At 70.5% G+C, this 25,054-nt stretch carries 15 protein-coding genes; 9 read left to right on the top strand and 6 right to left on the bottom strand.

Features of this window, described 5'->3' with window-relative positions; all coding sequences use genetic code 11:
- Positions 1-69 precede the first annotated feature (69 nt).
- The 3 genes from recD to DN771_RS04315 are packed head-to-tail and all read right to left on the bottom strand — an operon-like array spanning position 70 to position 9,074.
- Entirely contained in the window at positions 70-1,893 is a 1,824-nt protein-coding gene (gene recD, locus DN771_RS04325) for an exodeoxyribonuclease V subunit alpha (RefSeq protein ID WP_116996080.1), read from the bottom strand.
- Between the two features lie 48 nt (positions 1,894-1,941).
- Positions 1,942-5,610 (bottom strand): UvrD-helicase domain-containing protein, encoded by a 3,669-nt coding sequence (locus DN771_RS30650; RefSeq protein ID WP_116996079.1) that lies wholly within the window; start codon positions 5,608-5,610, stop codon positions 1,942-1,944.
- Positions 5,610-9,074 (bottom strand): exodeoxyribonuclease V subunit gamma, encoded by a 3,465-nt coding sequence (locus DN771_RS04315; protein ID WP_162941510.1) that lies wholly within the window; start codon positions 9,072-9,074, stop codon positions 5,610-5,612. Before DN771_RS04315 ends, DN771_RS30650 begins: the two co-directional genes overlap by 1 nt.
- 145 nt (positions 9,075-9,219) lie before the next feature.
- Between DN771_RS04315 and DN771_RS04310 the strand changes: the two genes are divergently transcribed.
- From DN771_RS04310 to DN771_RS04300, 3 genes are all read left to right on the top strand, one after another.
- A complete protein-coding gene (locus DN771_RS04310; protein WP_116996077.1) occupies positions 9,220-9,711 on the top strand; it encodes a nuclear transport factor 2 family protein in 492 nt (163 codons plus the stop codon).
- Between the two features lie 28 nt (positions 9,712-9,739).
- Complete coding sequence (locus tag DN771_RS04305) at positions 9,740-10,159, top strand: acyl-CoA thioesterase (RefSeq protein ID WP_116996076.1); 420 nt, start codon at positions 9,740-9,742, stop codon at positions 10,157-10,159.
- A gap of 135 nt (positions 10,160-10,294) precedes the next feature.
- Entirely contained in the window at positions 10,295-12,688 is a 2,394-nt protein-coding gene (locus tag DN771_RS04300; protein WP_162941508.1) for a hypothetical protein, read from the top strand.
- Here the strand turns inward: DN771_RS04300 and DN771_RS04295 are convergent.
- Both DN771_RS04295 and DN771_RS04290 read right to left on the bottom strand, forming a co-directional pair.
- The gene (locus tag DN771_RS04295; protein ID WP_116996074.1) at positions 12,681-13,916 is read right to left on the bottom strand and encodes an acyltransferase family protein; all 1,236 of its coding nucleotides are present in this window, start codon (positions 13,914-13,916) and stop codon (positions 12,681-12,683) included. The genes DN771_RS04300 and DN771_RS04295 overlap by 8 nt on opposite strands.
- 19 nt (positions 13,917-13,935) lie before the next feature.
- On the bottom strand, positions 13,936-14,802 hold the full coding sequence (locus DN771_RS04290; protein WP_162941507.1) for a 2OG-Fe(II) oxygenase: 867 nt from the start codon (positions 14,800-14,802) through the stop codon (positions 13,936-13,938).
- A 64-nt stretch (positions 14,803-14,866) separates the two neighbouring features.
- On the opposite strand from DN771_RS04290, the gene DN771_RS04285 reads away from it, so the two are divergent.
- From DN771_RS04285 to DN771_RS04265, 5 genes are all read left to right on the top strand, one after another.
- The gene (locus tag DN771_RS04285) at positions 14,867-16,120 is read left to right on the top strand and encodes an acyltransferase family protein (RefSeq protein WP_116996073.1); all 1,254 of its coding nucleotides are present in this window, start codon (positions 14,867-14,869) and stop codon (positions 16,118-16,120) included.
- Positions 16,117-17,586 (top strand): bifunctional glycosyltransferase/class I SAM-dependent methyltransferase, encoded by a 1,470-nt coding sequence (locus DN771_RS04280; protein ID WP_227462267.1) that lies wholly within the window; start codon positions 16,117-16,119, stop codon positions 17,584-17,586. Before DN771_RS04285 ends, DN771_RS04280 begins: the two co-directional genes overlap by 4 nt.
- 23 nt (positions 17,587-17,609) lie before the next feature.
- Positions 17,610-19,745 (top strand): hypothetical protein, encoded by a 2,136-nt coding sequence (locus DN771_RS04275; protein WP_116996071.1) that lies wholly within the window; start codon positions 17,610-17,612, stop codon positions 19,743-19,745.
- Positions 19,742-21,817, top strand: a complete 2,076-nt coding sequence (locus DN771_RS04270; RefSeq protein WP_116996070.1) for a hypothetical protein — start codon at positions 19,742-19,744, stop codon at positions 21,815-21,817. The genes DN771_RS04275 and DN771_RS04270 overlap by 4 nt, the downstream gene beginning before the upstream one ends.
- A gap of 134 nt (positions 21,818-21,951) precedes the next feature.
- Positions 21,952-23,121, top strand: a complete 1,170-nt coding sequence (locus DN771_RS04265) for a fasciclin domain-containing protein (RefSeq protein WP_162941506.1) — start codon at positions 21,952-21,954, stop codon at positions 23,119-23,121.
- A 38-nt stretch (positions 23,122-23,159) separates the two neighbouring features.
- Here DN771_RS04265 and DN771_RS04260 read toward each other — a convergent pair whose 3' ends face one another.
- Positions 23,160-23,936 (bottom strand): nucleoside phosphorylase, encoded by a 777-nt coding sequence (locus DN771_RS04260; protein ID WP_116996068.1) that lies wholly within the window; start codon positions 23,934-23,936, stop codon positions 23,160-23,162.
- Positions 23,937-23,996: 60 nt separating this feature from the next.
- Here DN771_RS04260 and DN771_RS04255 point away from each other — a divergent pair, with 60 nt between their 5' ends.
- On the top strand, positions 23,997-25,046 hold the full coding sequence (locus DN771_RS04255) for an acyltransferase family protein (protein WP_116996067.1): 1,050 nt from the start codon (positions 23,997-23,999) through the stop codon (positions 25,044-25,046).
- Positions 25,047-25,054: the final 8 nt, after the last annotated feature.

The raw sequence follows: 25,054 nt of genomic DNA, 5'->3' as shown, positions 1-25,054 counted from the left end.
CACCGATCGTCGCAGATCCGGCACGATCGGTGCCCAGATCGCCGAATGACACGGTCGGTGCCCAGATCGTCAGCGGGGAGCGGCGAGGGCCTCGCTGAGCCCGGTGAGGCGGCGGGCCGGGTTGGTGACGGCCCGGCGGATCGCCGCCGCCGACGCCACCACCACGAGCCGGCGCGACGACCGCGTGATGGCCGTGTACAGGAGCTCGCGGCCGGCCAGCGGTGAGTCGGCCGGCGGGTGGATGAGCACGACCGCGTCGTACTCCGACCCCTGTGTCTTGTGCACGGTCATGGCGTAGGCGGTCTCCAACTCGTCGAGCTCGGCCGGGGCGAAGTCGACCGTCTCGCCGCCGCGTCGGAACACGGCACGGGGCAGCCTCCCGGCGCCGGCGACGACGATCCCCGTGGCGCCGTTGACGATGCCGGTGCGCGGGTCGTTGCGCGTGGCGAGCAGCGGGCGGCCCACGTAGTCGCGCACCGAGGGCGGCCGCTCGAACAGCCACCGCTCGGCGTGGTCGTTCCACGTCTCCACGCCGAATGGGCCGCGGCGGTGCGCGCACAGGATGCGGACCGGGTCGAGCGCGGCGAGCGCCGCGTCGCGTTCGCCGGCGGCCGCCGCCCGGTGCGCGTCGGCGAACGCCGGGGCCACGACCGCACGGACGGCGTCGGCCGCGGCCGGGGCCGGGTCGACGGCGTCGTCGATCTCGACGAACGAGACCGGCGACTCGGGATCGGCCGCGTGCGCACGAAGGAGCGACAGAACGTCGTCGGGGTGCTGATCACGCACCGCGTCGGCCAGCGGACCGATCGGTGAGTCCTGCCCGGTGCGGAACTGCCGGCGCAGGCGGGTGACGCAGCCGTGCAGCGGCGAGGCCGGATCGGCAGCCGCCCGGACGATGTCGCCGAGCACGGCGCCGACCTCGATGCTCTCGAGCTGGTCGGGATCGCCGAGCAGCACGAGGCGGCAGCCGTCGGCGACGGCGTCGACCAGTCGCGCCATGAGGGGCAGCGGCACCATCGACGTCTCGTCGACGACGACCACGTCGTAGGGCATCGGGTTGCCGGCGTGGTGCCGGAATCGGGTGCGGGAGTCGGGAAGGGGACCGAGCAGGCGATGCACGGTGACGGCGTCGGGGACGGACGGCCGGTCGTCGTCGGATCCCAGCGCCTGTTGGATCGACTCGGTGAGGCGGGCGGCGGCCTTGCCGGTGGGTGCGGCCAGGCCGAGACGCGGGGCCTCGCTGCCCGGCCATCCGGCGTGCAAGGCAGCGAGCAGGCGCCCGACGGTGTAGGTCTTGCCCGTGCCGGGACCGCCGACGATGACGGCCAGCCGGCGCTCGAGCGCCGTCGCCGCCGCGGCGTACTGGTCGCCGGCCGGATCGAGCAGGTCGGCGAGCGGAGCCGCGGGGAGCGGTTCGACGCCGACGGCCATGCGCCGCAGGGCGGTGGCGACGACACACTCGTCGACCCACTGGCGTTGGGTGTAGAGGTGGGTGCCGGCGAGCACGAGCGGCCGGTCGTCGAGCGGCGGCGACGCCTCGTGGTCCCCCACGGTACGCACGAACGGGCTGCCGGCGAGCCGCTCGGCCCACCGTGCGGGATCGGGCCAGACGAGCGAGTCGAGCGCCGCAGCGCGCAGCGCCTGGGCGTCGCCCCGGTCGTCGGTGCCGGCCCGGGCGACTGCCGCGACCACGTCTTCGGCAGCGGTGGTGAGGTCGACGTAGGCGTGTCCGTGGCGGGGCGCCCACAGCGCCAGAGCGGTGGCCACCAGCACGTCGTCGTCGGCTCCGGGTACGAGAGCCGCCGCACCATGCACCTCCGTGGAGCCGAGCACCCCAGCTGCGGCGAACCCGCGCAGGGCCGCGGCGTCGGCCGGCACGAACACCGCGCTCATCGCTCGGCTCCGCCGAGGCCGCTCATCGCTCAGCTCCGCCGAGGTTGCTCATCGCTCAGCTCCGCCGAGCAGGTCGTCGAGGGCGAGCACGGTGGCCACCGGGGGCCGCCAGGAGAACACGCCGTGGGACTCACCGTCGAGTGTCGGCGTGGCCGGACCCACCATGCCTCGAACGAAGAGGTAGGCGATGCCGCCGAGGTTGCGTTCAGGGTCGTAGGCCGGGCCGAGCCGCCAGGAGAGGTAGCGGTGGAGGGCCACGCTGTAGAGCAGCGCCTGGAGCGGATAGTGGCTGTGGGTCATGGCGTCGACGAGACGGTCCGGCCGGTACGGCGCCAGCACCTCGCCGGGGTCGGTGGTGCCCGGCGCATGCAGGCGATTGGTCTTGTAGTCGACGACCACGAAGTGGTCCTCAGCCACGCGGAACACGGCATCGATCGACCCGGTGAGCCAGCCGGTGATCGACACCGGGTCGAGGGCGGCGGCCAGCTCGGCGCCGTAGGGCCGCAGCCGGTCGTCGTCGGCGAGGGTGGAGGTGAGCACCTCGCCGATGCGGGCCGCGGGAACGAGCCGCGGCAGTTCGAGATCGAAGGTCAGCTCGGCGAGACGGTCGGGCGGGGAGATGGACGAGAGTGCCCGGCCGTCGAACAGCGGACCGAGCGGGGTGGCCACCGCCGCGCTGATCCCGGCGGCGACGGCAGCGGCGTCGAGCGTGAGACCGGCCGCCCGGGCCCCGTCCTCGGCGAGTCGCCGCGCCTTGCTCGGCAGCGCCGGATCGGTGAAGTCGAGCTGCTCGAAGATCTCGTGGACCATCGTGCCGAACGTCGTGCCACCCACCACGTCGGCGAGCGGAACCGACACGGCTGCTCGCTCTGGCGCGGGGGCGGCCTCGGCGCCCGACGGCGTGGTGGGAGGCATCGGCACCTCACCGTCGGCCGGATCGGCCGGCTCGTCCGCGCCACCGACCGGGCCCGCCGTGTCCGGCGTCCGTTCGTGGCCGGCCGCTGCCGCGGTGACCGCGGTGAACGACCACGACCGCCAGGTGGGGTTGGCGAGCGGATGACGGCCGCCGTCGTCGGCCACGAGGAGCTCCTCGCGCTCGGGTCCTCCCATCGCCAGCGGCCGGCGGATCGGCACATCGACCGGCACGTCGAAGGCGGCGATCGTGCCGTTGGACGCCGCGGCCAGCACGTCGATCTGTTCGCGGGCCGCCGCGCCACCACGCTTGGTGTACTCGTGGTCGACCGGCGAGTTCTGCACCGGACCGGCACCCTCGCGGTCGAGCAGCAGCCGTCCGAACGGCGACGTGGCCGAACGCATCGTCGGCGCCCACCAGAGCTCGAGGCGGTGACGGGCCCGGGTCATCGCCACGTAGACGGTGCGCAAGCCATCGCCGTCGACGTCGGCCTTGGCCGCTGCGGCGCGCACCTTGGCGGCAGTGTCGCCGGGCTTGCTGCCCTCGTCGAACCCGTCCACCCACGCCACCCACGACGCCACGTCGACGTACCGGATCGCCGACCCTCCGCTGCCGACCCCGCCGTTCCCCGATCCGTCGGGCGACGTTCCATCGACGGCGTTGAACACGTACGGGCGCTGCGTGTTGGGCCGCTCGACGTAGGCGAACGGCATCAGCACGATCGGGTACTCGAGCCCCTTGGCGGAGTGGATGGTGGTGATGTGCACGGCGTGATCGTCGGTCTCGATGCGTCGCATGGTGGCCTCGGACGGCCCCTCGGTCTCGGCGTCGGCGATGAGGCGGTCGAGGGTCTGCTGCACGTGCAGCGGCTCGTGCGTCTGGCCGCGCAGCTCGCCGACCAGCAGGTCGGCGACGTGGTCGAGATCGGCGAGATTGCGGTCGCCGTTCGGCGCGCCGAGCACGACGTCGAACAGCTTCGACTCGGTGCGCAACTGTTCGTAGAAGGCGCCGAGGCCGTCGGTGCGGAGCCGGTGGGCCAGCGTGGCGAGGTGGCGCTGCAGCGCGGCGAGCGGCGTGTCGCCGACGTCGCCGCCCGGGCCCGACTCCACACCGAGCGTACGATCGACGTCGGCGAGGGCGGCCGGGTCGAGATCGAAGAACCAGCTCAGGCCGGCAGCCCGAGCCACCCGGGCCCGGGTGGGCGTGGCGAGACCGGCGAGCAGCAGGCGCCATTGCAGCGCCGCTTCGGATTCGAGCACCGACCCGGTGCGCGACCGCACGGTGGGGATGCCCCACTCGCGCAACGTCGCCGCCGTGTCGGCAGCCCGGCGCTGCGACGGAACGAGCACGGCGATGTCGCCGGGCCGCACCGGCCGGGACTGGCTCGTTCCGTCGGGCCCGGCGATGGTGATGGTGGCGCCGTCGAGCAGGCTGCGCACCCGCGACGCCACGTCGGCGAGGACGAGGCGCTGCACGGCCCCCGACTCGAGGTGCCCTTTGCTGGTGTGGGCCACGGCGTCGGTGTCGGCGACGGCATGGATGTGGATGGAGGCCCGGAGACCACGATCGCGGCCGGGCTCGGCGACGGCGGAACGCTGCGCCGAGGGCGCGGCGTCGACCCGATGGACGGCGATCTGATCGTGCCCGAGTGTGGCACCGTTGAACAGCACGGCCAAGCCGTCGAGCAGGCGGCGGTCGGAGCGGTGATTGACGGCCAGGCTCGATGCGTCGACCGTCCGCACGGCGTCGAGATAGGCGTGCACGTCGGCGCCGCGGAACCGGTAGATCGCCTGCTTCGGATCGCCGACGGTGATGAGACGCCGGTCGCCGAACGCCCGCTGGAAGATCTCCCACTGCACGCGATCGGTGTCCTGGAACTCGTCGACGAGCACGATGGGGAACCGGCTGCCGAGCTGCTCGGCGAGGGGCGGGCCGACCACGGGGTCGGCGAGCGCGTCCCGAAGATCGGAGACGAGCCGGTCGTAGCCGATCTCTCTGCGCTGGCGCTGGCGCCGGCCGATCGCGGTCACCGCCTCGTGGATGATCGCCGCCCACCGCCCGGCGACGCCGCCGATCGACGGATCGGGAATGGTGGTGGCGCCGGCGTTGGTGAGCACGGTCCGGACGGCGGCGATGACGTCCCGCTCGACCTTCTCGGGACCGTGGGGTTGCCGATTGGCCACGTCCGCCTGCTTCACCTTGCCGTCGACCCACTCGATCGGCCGGCCCTTCTCGTCGACCGACAGCCGGAACGGATCGTCGGCCAGTTCGCGTACCAGCAGATCGCGGCAGACCTCGGCGACCACGTCGTGATCGTTCTCGACGAGCTGGGCGCCCGGGTCGCCGGCGGCGCGCAGCCCGGCCTGGGCGAGCGCCTGCTGGCAGAAGCCGTGGATGGTGGTGATGACGGCCTCGTCGAAGCGGTGCAGGGCGTCGCGCAGCCGCAGCGCTCGGCGGTGCCGGAGGCGTGGCGAGCCCTCGTCGAACACCGCCATCCACGGGTCGGTGGCCGGCAGCGGACCGCCCTCGAGGAAGTCGGCGGCGGCCTGGAGCTTCTGGCGGATGCGGTCTCGCAGCTCGGCGGCGGCCGCTCTGGTGAACGTGACGACGAGGATCTGGTCGATGCCGAACCCGGCGGTGAGGTCGTGGCCGGCGCCACTCGTCTCGCCGGCGACGTAGCGGGCGATCAGCGCCGAGATCGTGTACGTCTTGCCGGTACCCGCGCTGGCCTCCACGACGGTGCGGCCGCGCGGAAGCGGACCGGCGAGGTCGAACGCCGCCGGCCGAGCGGTGGCGCGGGCCATCAGCGCGATCCCTTCCGGGTGCTCGCCGCATTGGCGGCGCTCCAGTCGAACACGAAGTCGTCGACGGCATTCCAGAGGAGATCGGCATAGACCTGCGGAGACGGATGCATGGCCAGGATGTCGGCGATGGGCACGCTGTCCCAGATGAACGCGGTGTCGATGTCGGCGAGATCAGCGCGCTTGTTGTACTGATCGTTACCGCGGAACGGCTCCTCCTGCAGGGTGCCGGTCTCGTGGAGCACCCGGGACGTCTCCTCGAAGAGCGGGATGGCGCTGCGCCGGGCCGCGAGGTGGATCTCGGCAGCGGCGGCGAGGAGGCGGCGGGCGTCGGCGATTCCTTCGTCGCCCTGGCCGGTGACGCCGAGCACGCTGACCGCCGCCTTGACGCCACTCGATCCGCGCGTGGCGCTGACGGCGAACCAGTCGGTCCGTCCGGTGGCGGCCACCGCGGCGGCGAGGTGGATCGCCGCCTCGAGATGCGTACGGGTTCGGGCCCGGGTGTAGCTGAGGCGGCACACCACGGATCCGAAGCGGTCGGTGTGCACGATGTGGGCGAGCGTGTCGACCAGCCGCACCGACAGCGGTGGCAACGCCGGCAGGACGGTGGCCCCGACCGGGAGCGTCAGGTCGACCTCCACCGAGTCGGGGGCGGCCAGCAGGGCAGCCCGGTCGATGCCGCCGAGCTGCTCGGTGGCGGCGTCGACGACCGCGATGACCTGGCGCTGGACCGCGTCGAGGGACTGATCGACGAGCCGTCCGGGCGGGAGTCGACCGTTGAGCGATTCCGACCGCCGCCACTCGGCCAGGACGGCCACCTCGGCATCGGCGTCGGCGGGAGCCGCTCGCCGCAGTTCGTCGAGCAGGCGGCGTCCCATGCTCGCCGCCTCGAGCGGGGTGACCGACAGCGGGATGCGGGTGTCGAGCTCGCTGACCTCGACAGGCAATCGCAGGTCGAGGCGGTCACGAAGCAGGGTGCGGGCCGGGCGTGACACCGAGTGGACGAGGTGAGCAAGACGCACGACGTCGGGCACGGGCTCGGCGCCGATGTTCCAGCGGTCGAGGAGCGACCCGGTGCCGACGTCGTCGGCCGTCCGGCGGACGATGGCCGCGTGCCGCATCGCCGAGTCGAAGCCGAACGGGGCGCCGGCGGCGGCCGACGGCCCGAGGCCGGCCCGACCGCTCGCGAAGTTCGCCTCGTCGTAGCTGCGCAGCGGGTGCCGTACGACCACCGGCGAGTCGGCGTCCCCGCCGGTGACAACGCCGAGCGTCGCGTCGGCGGTGTCGAGGAGCTCGTTGAGCTGCACGGCGAAGCGCACCGTGCGGTTGGTGGTGATGTCGCTGCCGTCGCAGACGACGATGAAGTGATCGTCGGCGGCGAGGAGGGCGTCGAGTACGAACTGGCGCCGCTCGCCGCGACGGTCGGGTTCGCCCACGCACGGCCGGCGGCCCAGCAGATCGTCACCGTCGATGCCGGGCGGGCGCAGGCTGGCCTCGTCGAACCCGAGGACGCACACAACGCGGGCCGGGACGTTGCGCATCGGCGCCAACCCGCACATCGTGACCCCGCCCGTGCGCAGACGGAGGCGGCCGTGGTGGGCATCGACGATGCCGTCGAGCAGGGTGCGGGCGTCGGACGCCTCGAGCTCGACGGCCTCCCCCGCCGTGCCCTGGGCGGAGCGGCGGAGGTCGTCGATGGCAGCCATGACGGCGGCGGCCTGCCAGGCGTCGTTGCGGTCGGTCGCGCACGTGAGGGCGAGCGCCTCGACGAACACGTCGCACCAGCCGGCGACGGGGCGCGGCGTGGCGACGAGGTGCCGCACGTGACGCAGGCGAGCGACGAGCTCGGCCAGGCGGCCGGCCGTTGCCGCGGCGTCGGCGCCCATGTCGTCGAAGGGCACGACCTCGACGCCGTCGAGGGCGACCACCCGCGGGCTGGGCGACGGCATGGCGACGCCGCTCAACAGCGCCCGCAAGGTGGCCTCCCACGTACCGGCGGTGAGTGCGTCGCGCGACGCAACACCTCGTGGCGCGGATGCATCGTCGCCGAGCCACTCCAGGCGCTGGTCAGCGTCGACGCCCCACGACGTGCCCAGCCGTTCGATCCATCCGGTGATGCGGTCGATGTCGTCGATGTCCAGGCCGAGACGTTGGCGGACGGGTTCCAGCGTGGCGATGTCGAGCAGGTCGACGGCGGTGCATCGTCCGGCGACGACACGCAGGATCTGGGCCAACGCCGCCGCCACCGGGTTCTCGCTGCCGAGCGAGAGATCGGTGACGGTGAGTGGGACGGGCAGGCTGCCGCGCGAGAACACGGCGGCGGCGAACGGTTCGAAGCGGGCGAGATCGGGGCAGAGGACGACGACGTCGTGCGGCTGCAGTGTTGGGTCGGCGGCCAGCAGATGGGCGATGGCGTCGCGCAGCACCTCGAGCTGGCGCGTGACCCCGTGGCAGGCGTGCACCTGGAGCGACCGGTCGATCCCCACGCCGGCCGGCGCCGGCGCCCGATCGGCGGCGATATCGGCCTGCACGGCCGCCAACAGCGTCGTCGCCGTGCGGGGGCGATCGACCGGCGGCACCGGCTGGCCAGCGCCGGTGAGCAATGCCGCCATCTCGGCGGTCGCTCGGCCCCATGACCGCAGCAGCGGGTTGCGATCGAGGTCGGGCGTGGTGTCCTCGTCGGCACGCCGGCGCGGGGTGGGGCGACCGGCCGGGACGCGCTCGGCTCGGTCCCACTGAGCACCCGAGGGTCGCATGACGAACAGGTGGACGTCGCGCTGGGTGGCGAGGGCATCGAGCAGCTCGATCCGCGCCGGGGCGACGCTGGCCAAGCCGAGCCAGGCCACTCGCGAGGGCAGGTCGCTCCGGTCGTGGTCGGCCCGCAGGGCGGCCATCGCCGCGGGGAGCTCCTCGGCCGGGCTGGGGGTGCCGATCCGCTCGCGAACCGCCCGCCAGAGATGGAACTGCCACTCGACGTCGTGGTCGAGACCGCCGACCAGGCCGTCGTCCCGCACAGTCCCGTCGCCCGGGGCGCCCGCCGCCCACTGCTGCAACACCTGCGGGCGATTGGCGCCGTAGCCGTCGAAGAGGTCGGCGATGCGCCGGGCCACGGCGACGCGTCGCGAATGGCCACGGGTCGTGGCCGCCACCCAGCCGGGCACCTCGACGACTCCGTCTTCGAGCAGCCCGAGCACGGTCCAGGTGAGCTGATCGATGTGCCACGGGTCGTCTGCCTCGGCGGACCGACCGAGCACCCGGGCGACGAAGCGACCGGGAAAGAGCATCTCGGTGTTGGCCGACACGCCCAGGCGACGGGCCAGGCGTCGGACGAGGTAGTCCCGGACCCCGGCCGTGGGCACGGCCACGACCTCGGACCGGAACGGATCGTCGAGCGGCTGGGCGAACACGGCGGCCAGCCCGTCGGCCAGCACCTCCAGGTGGTTGCCCTGGTGCACGTACAGCGTCACCGCTGCTCGCTCGATTCCACGGCTCCGATTATGGCGAAGGGGTGTCACAGAGCGGGTCCGGGGCCGCGTTCGCCCCTTGAAGTCGGGCCCGACGTGTGATCACGATGAGCGGACGCCCACACCCGGGCCATCGCCAGGAGACGAGATGACCGACACCGACCAGAGGGGCGACGGCCCGACCGACAACCCCGAGACCGAAGACAACCGAGAGACGATCCGTCGTGCCTTCGAGGCGTGGCAGGCGGGTGACGCACCGATCACCGACGTGTTCGCCCCGGACATGGTATGGCGGATCGAGGGCCACTCGGTCGCGTCGCGCGAGTACGCCGACCGCCAGCAGTTCATCGACGAGGTGCTTGCTCCCTTCGGTGCCCGCTTTGCCCACGGCGAGCCGTTCCGGCCGGTGCTGATCCGCTCCATCCACGCCGACGGCGACACCGTGATCGTCGTCTGGAACGGCCGCGGCATCGCCAACGACGGCCAGCCCTACGAGAACAGCTACGCCTGGATCATGCGGTTGCGCGACGGGCTCGTCGTCGACGGCACGGCGTTCTACGACAGCATCTCCTTCAACGGCCTCTGGAGCCGGGTCACCCCTGACCATCACAGCCCGCCCCGGCACGCCGTGGGCACGTGACGCACCGTCTAGCCTGCGCGCCGTGCGCATGGACGTCGAGCCGTCATTGGATCCTGCTGCCTACGAGTTCCACCACGACATCCGTGTGCGGTTCGCCGAGACGGATGCGATGGGCATCGTTCATCACAGCCGCTACCTGCCTTACCTCGAGGAAGCTCGCGTTGCCTTCCTCCGCCACATCGGGCATCCGTACACGGAGTGGCGTGATGCCGGCATCGAGTCAGCCGTCCTCGAGGCCTTCGTGCGCTACCGCAACGCCCTCCGCTTCGACGACGTGGTGACCGTTCACGTCGCGTTGGCATCGGCCGCCCGGGCGACGTTCCAGATGTCGTACCTCCTGACGGTCGCCGACCGGCCGGCGGCCACGGCCGTCACCGTGCACGGTGCGGTGACCGCGGACGGCCGACCCACGCGACTCCCGACGTGGCTGGCGAGCTACCAGCAGTAACCTGAGGCCGCGAGCGCCCGAGACTTGCCACTACGGTGGCGCCGCCGGCCGACGGAGGGTAGGAACGGGTTGGAGGACGAGCGGTCGCCGGACAGCGGCCACGACAGCCGAACTGAGGGACATCTCGGTCCCATCGTGTCGGCGCCGCGGTGGATGACGCTACGCAGCTTCCAGTGGGGCCTCTGGGTCGCCCCGCTGGTTCTGGTCGGCGTGCTCGGGTTCACGCATCGGTGGACATCCGACGACGGGTTCGCCTACTTCCGGGTCGTCGACCAGATCCTCGACGGCAATGGACCGGTGTTCAACGCCGGCCAACGCGTCGAGACCTTCGCCAGTCCGCTCTGGGTGGCGGCGTTGACGGTCGGCGACCTGGTGACCCCGTTCGAGCTCGCCTACGTGGCAGTCGCGCTGTCGATCGCCGCGACGCTGCTCGGGCTGTCCCTCGCCACTGCTGCATCGGCGAGGCTGATGGACGAAGGTGGCGCGCTTCTCCTGCCGCTCGGACTCGTCGTCATCGCCGTCCTGTGGCCGACGTGGATCTGGTCGACCGGTGGTGAGGAGCTGGGACTCGTGCTGGCGTGGATCGGAGCGAGCGCATGGATCCTTGCCCGTTGGGCGAGTCGATCCGACGCCGATCCGAATGCAGCCGTCGGTCGCCTCGGTCTCGTGCTCCTCGGACTCGGGCCACTGGTGCGACCCGATCTCACGCTGCCGAGCGCCGTCTTGGTCCTCGCGGTCGTCATGGGGACGGCAGCACCGACACGTCGACGCGCGTCGATGCTCCTGACCGCAGGCGCGCTGCCGCTCGGCTATCAGATCTTCCGCATGGGGTACTACGGGCTGATCACGTCCTCGTGGTCGCTCGGCCGTGAGGACACGGCAACCCGACCCGGCTTCGGATGGGAGTACTTCGCCGACTTCACATCGACCTATCTCTTGCTCGTTCCGCTCGTGGCCGTTCTGCTCGCGGTGTACATACCGTTCGTCCAGCGCAACGCGGAGGCGGGCCGAAGACGGCGCATCGCTGCCCTCGTGGCGATCGCCGGCAGCGGTGTGCTGAACGTCGTCGTCATCATCGTCATCGTCGGCGGCGACTCGGTGCATGCCCGGGCCCTTCTGCCGTCGATGGTGATGATGCTGACACCGGCGTTCGTCGTCCCCGTCGCCAGACGGCACATCGCCGCCATCGTCGCCGTCGCCGTGTGGGCGGTCGGGTGCGGCGTGTTCATGCGACCCGGGAACGTACCCGCGCTGTCGCTGACCGGCGCCTACCCAGGACGGAGGCTCACCCTCGCCGATGCCGGGTTCGGCGACGCCGCCGGATGGATCGACGGACCTGGCCTCTACCTCGCCGATCCGTTCGAGCCGACCGGGACCAAGCTGCCGATCAAGCTCGCCGACCCGGACGCGGTCGTCGTCGCTTCGCGATCGATCGGGCTGACGGGCTACTCCCTGGGCACCGACGTGGACATCCTCGACCTCAACGGCATCGCCGATCCGTTTACCGGCCACCAGGGACTTGAGTTCCGCTACCTCCCCGGCCAGGAGAAGTCTGCGTACGCGCCGTGGCTCGTCGCCCGGTTCGCGGAGACGCCCGACCAGGTGCTGCCGACCGACCTACCCGACGAGCGCCCCTTCCACGACCCCGTCGCTCCGCTGCTGTATCTCGAGCAGGTGGCCTGGGCGCAGGCGACCCTCGAGTGCGGTCCGTTCGAGCGACTCGCCGATGCCTACGACGCTCCGCTCACGTTCGGTGGGTTCGCCCGCAATGTGTGGCGGGCGATGTCCAACACGTCCCTGCGATTCCCGGCCGATCCCCGTCGGGCGTACTCGGAGGAAGGGTGCGGGGAGGCGTCACCGCTCGAACGGCTCACGATGCGCGGCCCGGTACCCGAGACGGTCGAACGCTTCTATGCTCGCGTCGAGACCGGGCCGGTCCTCCCTGCTGATCCCGAGTCTGGATCCGTCGCCGTCGCCGGCCGGTGTGACGTGACGTTGGTGGCGACCGAGGAAGATGACCTGCCGTGGACTCCCGTGCGTGCGGGTTCGTTCCGCGCGACCGTGACATTCGACGAGAGCGTGACACCCGAGCCACTGACCGCGGTCTGGGCGCTCGGACCATTCGGCCCGGACCGCGGTGTCGTCTGGCTCCAGACCGACGGCAGCGGGAACTACCGAGTTGTTCAAGAGATCAACTGGATCCCTCAGGTTGCGTCGCCGTGGATGCCGATCGACCCAGCGGCCCCGGTCGAGCTTGCCGTGAGCGCCGACCTCGACGAGAACCAGTGGGTCCTGACCGTCGACGGCGCCTATGTGGCCCACTCCCCGATGCTGTCCGAATCGGCCGCCGGCGGCGTCAGCGCAGCAGTCCCTCAGCGTGCGGCTCCCGGACACACCAGCAGCTCACCGTTGATCGCTCACGAGGGTCGGACGCCGGACCGCACCTGCCAGGCCGTGCTCGTCGCCAACGCCGAGCCGGGTCCAGTCGGAGTTCCGCAGTACGGAGTGCCCAGGCCGTCCGCTACGTGAGCGCCGTCGTGACCACGATGGTCGCCAGGACGACCGCGGCGCCGACGGCCAACGGACGTCCCCGAAGGCGCTGCCGCCGGATCGGGATCTCGACGTACCGGTAGCTCGCCATCGCCAGCGCGAGCGTGATGGCCACGACGATCGCTGTGAGGAGCAGCGGGTGAACGTCGAGGTAGAACCGAGCGACCGTCAGCACCGGAAAGTGATAGGCGTAGATGCCGTAGCTGTACTGGCCCAGCCAGCGGAGTAGCCGCCCGTGCATCAGCCACGCCACGGGCCCGTCCGGGAGCATCGCGCCGACGATCACCAACACCCAGAGCACCGAGCCCACCGGCAGGAGGCCGTTCTCCAGCATGCCGGTGCGCGGCCGGGCGTAGTGGAACAACACCCAGGCCGTGACGAGAGCGCCGGCCGACGCCGCGACGATGGGCCAGCGGTGCCGCAGCATCCCCTCGCGCACCGGACGCGACACGATGAACGTCGCCATGGCGACACCGATCAGCAACTCGCCCGCCCGGGCGTCGGTGCCGTAGAAGACCCGCTCCTCGCCCATGTCGAAGACGAAGGGCAGCAGGAACGACGCCGTCATACCGACGAGGGCGATCCAGCGCAACACGATCAGCGGCCGACGTTTGGTGCGGAACAGCCACAGCGAGACGAACGCGATGAAGACGTAGAACTGTTCCTCGACCGACAAGCTCCAGAAGTGGTTGAGCACCGACGACCGCCCTTCCACCACGGCGTCGGTGATCGCATCGGAGAAGTACAGGTACCAGTTGCTCACGTGCGCGAACGCCGTGACCAGGTCGAGCCGGTCCGGGTTGGGCAATGAGTCGGTCAGCAGTCGGACCAGGCCCACGGCGGCGATGGTCAACCACGCCGGCGGCAGGATGCGGCGGGCGCGAGCGGCCCAGAACGGTCCGAGGCGGAAGGCGCCGGTGCGGTCGTACTCGTGCAGGATCAGCGTGGCGATGAGAAAGCCCGACTGCGTGAAGAACAGCGACATCACCAGTTGCGCGCCGCCGAGCAGGTTGGAGTAGCCGAGATGGAACGCCACGACGGGGATCACGGCCATGCCGCGGACGCCGTTCAGGCCTTCCTGGACAGCGACACGCGGTCCACTCGTGAAGCCGAGGAACGCCTCGACTCGCAGCGGTCGATCGCGTTGCCAGGCGGTGGTGACCGGCGCCGCGTCGGTCACCACAAGGGGTTCGACGACGACCGGCATGGAAGGAGCTTGGCGCGCCTCAGGCGGGACGACTGCGTCGAAGCAGTCGGAAGCCCTGCTCCAGGACACGGCTCGCCGCAGCACCGGAGACCCCGAGCCGCACCCGCATCTGGTCGAACAATGCGAGGGCCTGACGATCGGCCCAGATCGCCGCGCCCTTCACGCCGTCGCCTGGCCGCGGTCGGTATCTCGTGGCCCGCCGGACCGGGTGCTCCTCCTCGGTGAAGTAGTACAGGGCCAGCGAGCGACGAGCGACTCCGGCCGGGCAGGCCAGGGCGTCGGGATGACCGTGGTACGCCTCGTCCGACGTGGTGAAGATCAACAGCCGGTTGGCGATCGGCTCCACGCGCCGGACGCATGACCTGACGCCGGCGTCCCAGAGTTCGAGCGCGCCGCCCCATTCCGGGTTCCAGCCCTCGTTGAGGTACAGCAGCACGTTGACCCTCCGTCGCAGCTCGGGGTGACGGTGGTGGGTGGTGAAGTCGGCGTGAACGTTGAGGTGCCCGCCACGCAACGTCTGGTGCAGGCCGCCGCCGTCCATCGTCGGGTCGGCGACGAGGTGCTCGAAGCCAGTGAGCTTGCTGAGCGTCTTCACGAACTCGTCCGTGCACAGCGTCGCTGCGAGCTCCTGCAGCGTCGGTCCCCACGTGGCCGGACGGGGGTTGGCGAACTTCGTCTCGTTGACGTGGAGGTAGCCGATCCAGGATGCGTCGTGAGGGACGGGAAATTCGGCCGCTGCCGCGCCGAACACCGCGGGCGGCAGGGCGTCATCGATGACGATATGCGGGTACGGGGAAGCCGACGCGTACTCGTCTCGGCTCTCTGCGAGCCGCGTCAAGAGCGGCTCGATGTCGATGATGTCGACCAGACCGGTGTGCAAGCTCACCCTCCTCCGCTTGTGATTACCGACGGTAATACCTCGGGTCACGCCTCGTCTACACTTGTGATCCGTGACGGAGGCTGGGGGACCGACGACCGGCGCCTCGGAGGCGCACGGACCCACACCCGCCTTCGACGGGCTCCGCGGGGCCGCATGCCTCATCGTCGTGTGCAGCCACCTGTGGACCATCGTTCCCGACACGTGGCTGGCCGAGCACACCGGTCCCTTCTACGGCCTGTTCAAGAGCGGCAGCCTCGGCGTCACCCTCTTCCTGGTGCTCGGCGGATTCCTCGTCACCCGGAGTCTCGTCGTCCACCAGGAGCGCGCCGGCTCCATCGGGGTCCTGCGATTCTGGGGGCGGCGTCTGCTACGGCTCGGTCCTCAGCTCTCGTTGCTGGTCATCACGGTGCTGCTGGTCAGTCGCGTCGATCGTTGGGACGAGTGGTCCCACCCCACGACGGACCGCACGCTCGCCGGCATCGCGACGTTCCGCTTCAATCTCGGGCTGGCGAACGGCGACCCAGCCGGCTACCGGCCCGACCTCGGGCACTTGTGGTACCTCAGCATGGAGCAGCAGGTGTACTTCGTGTGGGTCGCGGCGTTGGCGTGGCTGGGCCGGTTCCGATTGACGTTGATGACACTGCTCGTGGGCTCGATCGCCGCCTGCTACGCATGGCGCGCGTCCACCTGGAATGCGCTCGGTGACGCCGGCTGGTGGCGCGTCTCGTTGCACACGTTCAGTCGGGCCGACGCGCTCCTCGTGGGCTGCCTCGCGGGCCTGGCGCTGCCCTACGTACGGCCCTTCATCCGGGCGGCCCGCCTCGTCACAGCACCCGCGCTCGTCACCCTCGTTGCGCTCGTGCTCTACTCGGCCGACCTCGACGAACTCGCCTATCTCGAAGGTCAGGGAATCGCCTTCGTCATCGTGGCCGCCGTGCTCGTTCTCGCAATCGCGGTTGCGGCCGACGAGGGTGGCATCGCCGAGCGGGTTCTCGCCACTCGACCACTCCGCTTGCTCGGTACTGTTTCGTTCTCGGTCTTCCTCTGGCACCTGCCGGTCTTCTGGGCCGCGTCGCGTTGGGGGTCAACCATCGACTGGGCGCCTCGTGCGGTCGCGACCGTTGCCATCCTCGCCGGCATCGTCACGATCACGGATCGACTCGTCGAGCGCCCGATCGGACGGTGGTTGCATCGGCCTGATCCGCTGTTCGCCGCCGGCGCAGCGACACCCGACCCCCGACCGATGGCTGATCGATCGCGACCGGCGGGCGACACCGAAGAGAGGAGATCGCGACGATGGCAACCAGTACAGTCGCAGGCGTGAAGGGCCAACCGCGCGTCGGCGTCCTCGTCGTCGCGTACAACGCTGCGTCCACCCTTGCGTCGGTTCTCGACAGGCTGCCTGCGTCGTTCCGTGCGACCGTCGACCACGTCCTCGTCTGCGACGACGCGAGCAGCGACAGCACCCACGAGATCGGCCTGGAATACCAAGCCACCAACGACCTGCCGCTCACGGTGGTGCGTCATGCACGCAACCTCGGATATGGGGGCAACCAGAAGAGCGGGTACCGGTGGGCCATCGACCACGGTCTCGACATCGTCGTGCTGCTCCACGGTGACGGGCAATATGCGCCGGAGGTGATCGAGAGTCTCGTCGACCCACTCGCCGATGGCAGTGCCGACGCGGTGTTCGGATCCAGGATGATGAACCGCGGCGACGCGCGGGCCGGCGGCATGCCCGTCTACAAGTACGTCGGCAACCGCATCCTCAGTACGGCCCAGAACACGCTCGCCGGTCTCCAGCTCTCGGAATGGCACAGCGGCTACCGCGCGTACCGAGTCGACACGCTCTCCGACATCCCGTTCGAGTCATACAGCGACGGGTTCGACTTCGACACCGAGATCATCCTCGGCCTGCTCAAGGCGGGCAAGTCCATCGTCGAGGTCCCGATTCCGACGTACTACGGCGACGAGATCTGCTACGTCAACGGAGTGCGCTACGCCAAGGACGTGACGCTCGACGTCCTCAAGTACCGCCTCCGTCGCATGGGCTTCGGCGCCGAGGATGGAGCTGCAGGCGAGATCGATCCCGCGGACGCGGCCTACGAACTGAAGTCGTCGCCGCACTCCTCGCACGGTGTGCTGATGCGCTGGATCGCGGACCGGCCCGCCGGACGCCTCCTCGACGTCGGCTGTTCGGACGGCAGTTTCGGCGCCCTCGCACGCGCCCGGGGTGGCCATCACGTCGTGGGCGTCGACGTCGTGAAGCACGAAGGAGTGGGCGAGAACCTCGACGGATTCGTCGAGGCCGACCTCGACGACGGACTTCCCGATGACGTCGATGGGACGTTCGACACCGTGGTCGCGGCCGACGTCCTCGAGCACACGACCGAACCGGGGCGGCTCTTGAGATCGATGGTCGACCGGCTCGCACCGGGCGGATCGATCCTCATCAGCGTGCCCAACTTCGCCCATTGGTACCCGCGGCTGAGGGTGGTGAGCGGAAGGTTCGACTACGACCAACGTGGTCTGCTCGATCGTGGCCACCTGCGGTTCTTCACACGCCGCACCCTCGAGCGGCTCATCGCCGACGCCGGGCTGGCCGTCGTCCGCCGAGCGGTCGTTGGTTCGCCGGTCGAAGTACTCGATCGCGGCGGCGCCTCCCCCATCGGCCGCGTCGCCAAGGCGGCCGGCGCGATCGACCGCATGGCGACACGCGTCTGGCCGACGCTCTTCGGCTATCAGTTCCTGTACGAACTCCAAACCGACCCGGTCACCGAGCGTCGCTGAGCGCCGGACCGCAGGAGCCGACCGTGACGCTCGATATCGCGTCCCGACGAGCCGACGCGATCGTCTCCCCGACCCCATCGTCGACGGGCGCGGCATCGATGCCGAAAGAGGCGACAGCTCCCAGTGGCGGCGCCGACCGCCTGCTCATGCGACGCTCCATCCTCGGCGGGGCGGGCGCCGGATTCGCGCCGTTCATCCTCGTGCTGTGGAACCTCGGGGTCGATCCCCTTCGCCTCGCCGCCGACCACGGTTTCGCCTCCAACTTCTACGACTTCCAGGCTCGGCGGCTGTTCCATGGCCATCTCTCGATGCCGGCGTACTCGCTCGGGATCGAGGGGTTCGTGATCGACGGTCGCACCTTCATGTACTTCCCGCCCTTCCCGGCGATCCTGCGCATGCCGATCATGCTCGTCACCGACCGCTTCGACGGGCGGCTCACCGCCGTCTCGATGCTCACCGCATGGGTGGGCCTCGTGATCGCCGCGTCCTCGCTGATCTGGACGACGCGCCGCTTCTTCCGACCCCACGATCCGGTGTCGCGAACCGAGGCCATCTCGTTCGGGGTGTTGCTCGCCGCGATCACGGGCGGCTCGACCGTCGTGTTCCTGGCCGCCCTTCCGTGGGTGTACCACGAGGTGTACATGTGGGCCACGACCTTCGCCGTCGGCGCGCTCGCCTGCCTCGTGACCCTCGCCCGGCGTCCGTCGTGGCGGCTGGTCGCGGCGACCGGCGGATGTGTCGCCGGGGCGATCCTCACCCGTACGACGACCGGCTGGGCGATGGCCTTGTGCACGGTCGCCGTCGGCACCGTGATGTGTGTGTCGCCGCCAGGCCCCACGCCACAGCGGGTCCGCCGGCTCGGCCCGGCGCTGATCGTCGCCGGCCTCGTTCCGCTCGCCGTCGCCGTGGCGATCAACTGGGCGAAGTTCCGGCATCCGTTCATGTTTCCGCTCGAGCACCAGGTGTGGACGGGCAAGAGCGCGCGGCGACGCCTCGCCCTGCGCCTCAATCGCGGCACGATCACCGGCCCGCAGTTCTTCGAGTCGACGCTCGTCAACTACTTCCGGCCCAACGGCATCCGCTTCACGCGCTGGTTCCCGTTCGTGTCGCTTCCAGCGGACGCGGCGCGCAGTCACGGTGGAGCGTTCCTCGACCAGACCTACCGCACGGGGAGCGTTCCGGCGTTCCTCCCGGTGTTCGTCCTCCTGTCGGTCTGGGGGTCGATCGTCATCGTCCGCACCCGCGTGGCAGGGTGGATCCGGGCCCTGCTGATCCCGGCGATCGGCGCGCTCGCCGTCGGCGGCGGTGTGATGTTCTACGGCTACCTGGCGTACCGCTACACCAGCGAGTTCCTCCCGTTCCTCGTGTTCGCCAGCGTGGTCGCCACGGTCGACCTCGCCGGCCGGGCTACCCGATCGACGCAGCGCCGTTCCAAGCTCGCCCTTGCTGCGGCGCTCTCCGTCGGCGCCGCATACGGAGCGGTTGCCAACGTGGCGGTCGCGCTCCCCGCGGCAGCGACCACCGCACGAGGCCCGGCACTGCTGACGTACGTCGACTGGCAGGCAAGGATCTCGGATCTCACGGGAAGCACCGACGACCTCGTCGTGCGGTCCGACGACCTTCCGCTCGACGGACCGACGGACCAGATCCGCATCGTCGGCGACTGCGACGGGATGTATCTGGCGACCGGGGACCAGTACGAGCCATGGGTGACCGTTGGCGTGCGCGATCTGGCGGTCTCGGTGACGGCAAGCGCCGACGGGGCGAGGGATGGCTGGGTGCCCATCCTCGAGGTGGACGGGGCCACCCACCGGACCGTGATGATCGAGACCGAGCGAGATCGCATCAGGCTCCGCATCGCGGAAGGGCTCGTGTTCTATCCGACCGAGTGGATCGAGTTCCCGCCGGGGCGGACACTCACGTTCCGCATGTCCGTCGACACCGCCTACGACCGCTTCTGGCTCGAGTTCGGCGATGTCACCAGAGAGAAGATCGACGCGGCCGAGACCAACGGCAACGCACCCCGGCAGATCGCCCTCCCGAGCCTCTCGTTGCCCGACGATGTCTCCCAAGCGCTCCTCGACGTCTCCGTTCAGCAGGTCGCGACGCCGCCACTGGAGCTGTGCCAGCGCCTGCTCGACGACGCCGGACTGGAATGACCGTCGGCACCTTGGCGCCGTTCACCGCCGACCGGGAGCTCATTCCCGCGCACCCACTGCGACGACTACGGCACGCGTGTGCGATCGGCGCCGGTGTCGGCCTGATCCCCTACCTCGCGGTGTTGTGGAACTTCGGATGGAACCCGCTGCGCGGGGCGACAGCCGATCACCTCAACGGCAACTTCTACGACCTGCAGGCCCGCGCTCTGTTCCACGGCAGGCTTGCCGTGCCCAACGACAGTCTCGGCATCGAGGGGTTCGTCGTCGACGGCCGGACGTACATGTACTTCGGGCCGTTCCCGGCCCTCCTGCGCATGCCGCTGCTGCTCGTCACGTCGCGGTTCGACGGTCGCTTGACCGCCCTGTCGATGCTCGTCGGATTCGTCGTCACCGCCATCGCCCTGACCGCCCTCGTCGAACAGGTCCGACATCGTCTCCGACCGGACGCTCCCGTCAGCCGTCTCGAGGCGGCGGCGTTCGCCATCCTGGTCGCCAGCGTGCTGGGCGGCACGGCGATCGTGTTCTTGGCCTCGCAACCGTGGGTGTATCACGAGGTGTACGTGTGGACGACGGCGCTGACGCTCGCCACCCTCGCCACGCTCGTACGCGCATGGGAGGAGCCGACGACCGGACGGGTGGTGACGGCTGGGGCCCTGGCCATGGCCACGATGCTGACGAGATTGCCGGCCGGATGGTCGATGTCGCTGTCGCTCATCGCCACCGGGGTGTGGCTGGCCGTTCGCCGCGCCCGCAGGTCCGGCTGGGTGCTCGCCGGGGCCGGGGTGCTCGCCATCGCGGTGGGGGCGGCGGTGAACTGGGCCAAGTTCCGCCACGTCTACATGTTCCCGATCGACAAGCACGTGTGGTCGCGGTACAGCCCACACCGTCGGCTCGTGCTCTTCCAGAACGACGGCCGCATCGACGGACCGCAGTTCTTCTGGACCGATCTCGTCAGCTACTTCCGGCCTGATGGCGTGCGTTTCACGCCGTGGTTCCCCTTCGTCGGCTTCCCCGCCGAACCGCCCGGTCCGATCTGGGGTGTTCATCTCGACGAGTCGTTCCGCACCGGCAGCATCACGGCGCTGAGCCCGCTGCTCCTCGTGCTGGCCATCTGGGGCTTCGTCGTGGCCTTCCGCCCTCGCGGTCACTCGGGTGCCGTCGCCCTCCGCATTCCGCTGTTGGGCGCCCTGGGCGTCTCGGGTGGTGTGATGGCCTTCGGCTACATCGCACCGCGCTACCTCGCCGAGTTCGTCCCGGTCCTCGCGCTGGGCGGAGTCGTCGCCGTGAACGATCTCGCCGAGCGGGTGACTCGGTGGGATGTCGGGCGGCGCCGCACGGCCCTCGGCGCGATGGCCGTGCTCGCCGCCTACGGGCTCGTCGCCAACACGGCCCCGGCCGCGATGAACGCGCAACGAGCGTGGCGCGGCGACTCGCTCGTCGAGATGGTGTCCTGGCAGGAACGCATCAGCCGGATCACGGGCAATCCGCTCGACCACAACGTGATCGAGGTCGACGAACTGCCGGCCGACGCCCCCGCCGACCGCCTGGCCGTCGTCGGCGACTGCGATGCCGTGTACCTCGCGACCGGCGAGACGAGTGCGACCTGGATCCCGGTCCAGGTGCGGCCGCTGGCATTCACGGTCGCCATCGGACCGGACGGCACGGAGAGCAGCAGCAGCACCCCCCTGACCGAGTTCGTCGGATACACGTCTCGCCAGCTCCACGTGCAGGTCGGTCCCGACGGACGGGCCCGTCTGATCGCGGTCGGCGTTTCCCTTCATGCCGTCGGCGACTGGCTCGACGTCGAGGCGGGCGATCGGCTCGACGTGACGATCCACGCCGACACCGCGATCAACCGGTACGTGGCCACGGCCGAGGTGACGAGCCCAGCCACGGGCGGGACATCCGAAGGTGCATCCACGGTCGAGATCCCGATGACCGAGTGGGACCGGCGACTCCACAGCGTGATGATCGTCCCCAAGCCCACGCCTGTGCCAGCGACAGCGCCGGGCCTGATGGTGTCCGCCGCGGCGACCGAGCCACCGAGTTTGTGCCGCCGCCTCGTCGATTGACACGGTGGTCCCAGAGTTACCGACGGTAGTGCTAACGTCACCGACACGCCGGGATGTGCCACCGTCGAACACGGATCTCGGCATTGGGGACGTTTCCGAGTCGCGACCCCGCCAGCACCGGAAAGGACATCCTGATGAGGACACGACTGACGAGAATTGCCGCGCTGTCCGCGGCCGTCGCGTTCGGCGCGGTGATCGCCGCGTCGGTGGCCACTGCAGCAGGCAACGCCTCGCGCCCCGAGTCGGTTCCGCCGGCCGGTGAACCGGTCGGCCCAGGCTGTGCCGACCTGCCCGCCGAGGGTGACGGCTCGCCGGCGGCGATCGCCGCGCTGCCCGGGGGCGACGCCATCGCCTCGTCGCCGGATCTGTCGACGCTCGCCGCCGCGCTCCAGGATTCCGGTTTCCTCGACACCCTGAACGGGGACGGACCGTTCACCATCTTCGCTCCGAGCAACGTGGCCTTCGACAAGCTGCCCACCGCCGTGCTCGATTCGATCCTGGCCGACGCCGACCTCCTGTCGTCCCTCCTCGGCTTCCACATCATCGAGGGTGAAGCGCTCACGGGCGTCCAGCTCGGCGATGCCGGAACAGCCATCACGCTGGAGGGCTCGGAGCTGACGTTCACACCCGGTGCCGACGGCCTGACCATCAACGGCTCGGCCGCTGTCGTCTGCGGCGATCTGCCCGTCGCCAACGGGATCCTTCACATCATCGACAGCTTCCTCCAGCCCCCGACGTCCGACTTCGGCGGCAACGGCTCGAGCAGCGTGCCGAGCAGCGGACCCAACGTGACCGCCGTCGCCACCCCGGCCGAAGGCCCGAACGGCCCCGATTGCGCCACGCTGCCCGCCGAGGGTGCCGGCTCGATCGCCGAAGCGGCGACGCTCCCGCTCGGCGACGCGATCGCCGCCAATCCCCTGCTCTCGACGTTCGCCGAGGCGCTCACGGCGGGCGGGTTCATCGAGGCGCTCAACGAGGAGGGTCCGTGGACGATCTTCGCACCGAGCAACGCCGCCTTCGAGGCGCTCGACCCCAGTGACCTCGAGGCCATTCTCGGCAACACAGAGCAGTTGACCGCCATCGTCACCTACCACATCGTCAAGGGGCAGTCGCTCAGCGCCGCCAACCTGGTCACGTCGGCGTCGCAGACGAGCGAGCAAGGTGGACCGCTCACGTTCGCCAGCCAGGCCGACGGCTCGGTGAGCATCAACGACGGCGCCGCCACGGTCACGTGCAGCAACATCGCCGTCGCCAACGGCACGATCCACATCATCAACACGCTGCTGGTGCCACCCGCCGAGTGACCGTCTGGATCGCCGGCCGCCGCCGGCACCGCGTCACGTCAGCTGCGACGTGACCAGGTGTCGGCGGCCGCCACGGCGACGCGGATCGCGTTGTCGACGGCGGTGCCGATGATGGTCGTGTCGGGCGCTTCCGACAGCCCGCGCTGCGCCACGATGCCGACCACGGCGCCGGCGCTGAAGCCGTAGACCGCGCCCATCTTGAACAGCGTGCCGGCCTCCATCTCGAAGCTCAGCACGCCGAGGTCGTGGTACTCGTCGATCATCCCGCGCAGCCGCCGGACGAGGTGTGGGTTGGCGGACGATTCCGTGCGCTCCTGGCCCTCGTAGAACGTGTCCGTGGAGGCCATCACCCCGACGTGATGGTCGATGCCGAGGCGGACGGCGGCGTCGGCGAGGGCGACGGTGAGGAACGGATCGGCCACGCTCGGGAACTCGGTGGGGGCGATGTCGAGCGCCGCGCCCTGATTGGTGAGCGCCCCCTGCCCGATCACCACCGAACCGGCCCGCACGTGGTCCTGGATCGACCCGCTCGTGCCGATGCGGATGATCGTGCGGATCCCTACCTGGACGAGCTCGTTGACGACGATGCTCATCGACGGAGCGCCCATGCCGGACGTGGCGCACACGACGGGGTTTCCGCTCGGCAGGGTGCCGGCGAAGGCATCGAGTCCGCGGTGGCGGGCGAGCTCCCTCCCGTCCGCGAGGTAGTCGGTGGCGATCGTCTCGGACCGGTCGGGATCGCCGCTGAGGAAGGCGACGGTGGTGCCGGGTGCGAGATCCTCGACGCCGAATCCGATGTGGTACAGCCTCGTCACGCGGGCGATCGTAACCCCGCCTCGCGCCGCCCGAACGCGGCAACTGACTACGGTGGCGCGGTGCGGGGAGGACCACGGCGCGACGCGTTCGACGGGCTGCGCACGGTGCTCGTCATGGGCGTCATGATCCACCACCTGCAGTGGACGCTCGGGCACGTCGATCCGCTCGCCGCGGCCGGATGGCTGCCAGTCGACGGGTTCTTCGTGCTCAGCGGGTACCTGATCGCCACCAACCTGTTGTCCGAGCTCGACTCGGCGGGGTCGATCAGCGTCGGTCGTTTCCTTGCCCGCCGGTTGGCCCGGCTCTATCCGGCGCTCCTCGTCGTGCTCGCCGCGATCGGTGTCGTCTCGCTGCTCGTCGACGATCGGTCGTGGTCGGCGACGTGGCCATCGCTGGCCAGTTCGGCGTCGTACCTCCACAACTTCACCAACCTCGACGGTCTCGACGTCTTCGGGTTCGGTTCGATGCTGTTCGAGGTCGGCCCCCTGTGGAGCCTCAGCATCGAGTTCCAGTTCTACGTCGCGCTGCCGTTCGTGTTCATCGGCCTCGCCGCCGCGGGACTGCCGCGGCGGGCGTGGCTCGGGATCGTCGTCGCCACCGGGGTCGCGTCGGCGGCGTGGCGCACGAGCAGCGGGATCGACGGTTACCCGCGCTCCTACCTGTTCACCCCGATGCGCCTCGACTCGCTGATGTGGGGCGTGGCCCTGGCGCTCCTCGCCCGATCGGGCGCGCTCGCCCGGGTTCCGGTGACGAGCGCTCGCGTCGTCGGTGCCGGCGCCACCCTCGTGCTGCTGGCGCTGTACTTCACCGCCAGCGCGTACGAGCCGGCCACCTACCAATGGGGCATCACGGTCGCCGGGTTGGCCAGCGCCGGCCTCGTCGGGGCGCTCGTCCGGGACCCGGACTCGATCGGTTCACGCCTGCTGTCGCTCGCTCCGCTGGCCGCACTCGGGCGCCGCTCGTACTCGGCGTACCTCTGGCACCAGGCGGTGTTCCTCCTCCTGGTCCACCATGCCGGTCTCGGCGGCTGGTCGTTCGCCGTCGCCGGCATCGCCCTCACGCGTGGCTGCTCGCCGACGTCACCTACCGGCTCGTGGAACGACCGGTGATCGTCCGG

The organism is Desertimonas flava (assembly GCF_003426815.1).
Lineage (GTDB): Bacteria > Actinomycetota > Acidimicrobiia > Acidimicrobiales > Ilumatobacteraceae > Desertimonas > Desertimonas flava.
The sequence above is the reverse complement of the archived record's forward strand: the minus strand, read 5'-3'. Positions and strand labels throughout refer to the sequence as shown.

What these genes read in the sequence shown, in the direction of transcription:
- recD (WP_116996080.1), bottom strand. Translation starts at nt 1,893, where the DNA reads ATGAGCGCGGTGTTCGTGCCGGCCGACGCCGCGGCCCTGCGCGGGTTC.
- DN771_RS04310 (WP_116996077.1), top strand. Translation starts at nt 9,220, where the DNA reads ATGACCGACACCGACCAGAGGGGCGACGGCCCGACCGACAACCCCGAG.
- DN771_RS04270 (WP_116996070.1), top strand. Translation starts at nt 19,742, where the DNA reads ATGACCGTCGGCACCTTGGCGCCGTTCACCGCCGACCGGGAGCTCATT.
- DN771_RS04305 (WP_116996076.1), top strand. Translation starts at nt 9,740, where the DNA reads ATGGACGTCGAGCCGTCATTGGATCCTGCTGCCTACGAGTTCCACCAC.
- DN771_RS04295 (WP_116996074.1), bottom strand. Translation starts at nt 13,916, where the DNA reads ATGCCGGTCGTCGTCGAACCCCTTGTGGTGACCGACGCGGCGCCGGTC.
- DN771_RS04265 (WP_162941506.1), top strand. Translation starts at nt 21,952, where the DNA reads ATGAGGACACGACTGACGAGAATTGCCGCGCTGTCCGCGGCCGTCGCG.
- DN771_RS30650 (WP_116996079.1), bottom strand. Translation starts at nt 5,610, where the DNA reads ATGGCCCGCGCCACCGCTCGGCCGGCGGCGTTCGACCTCGCCGGTCCG.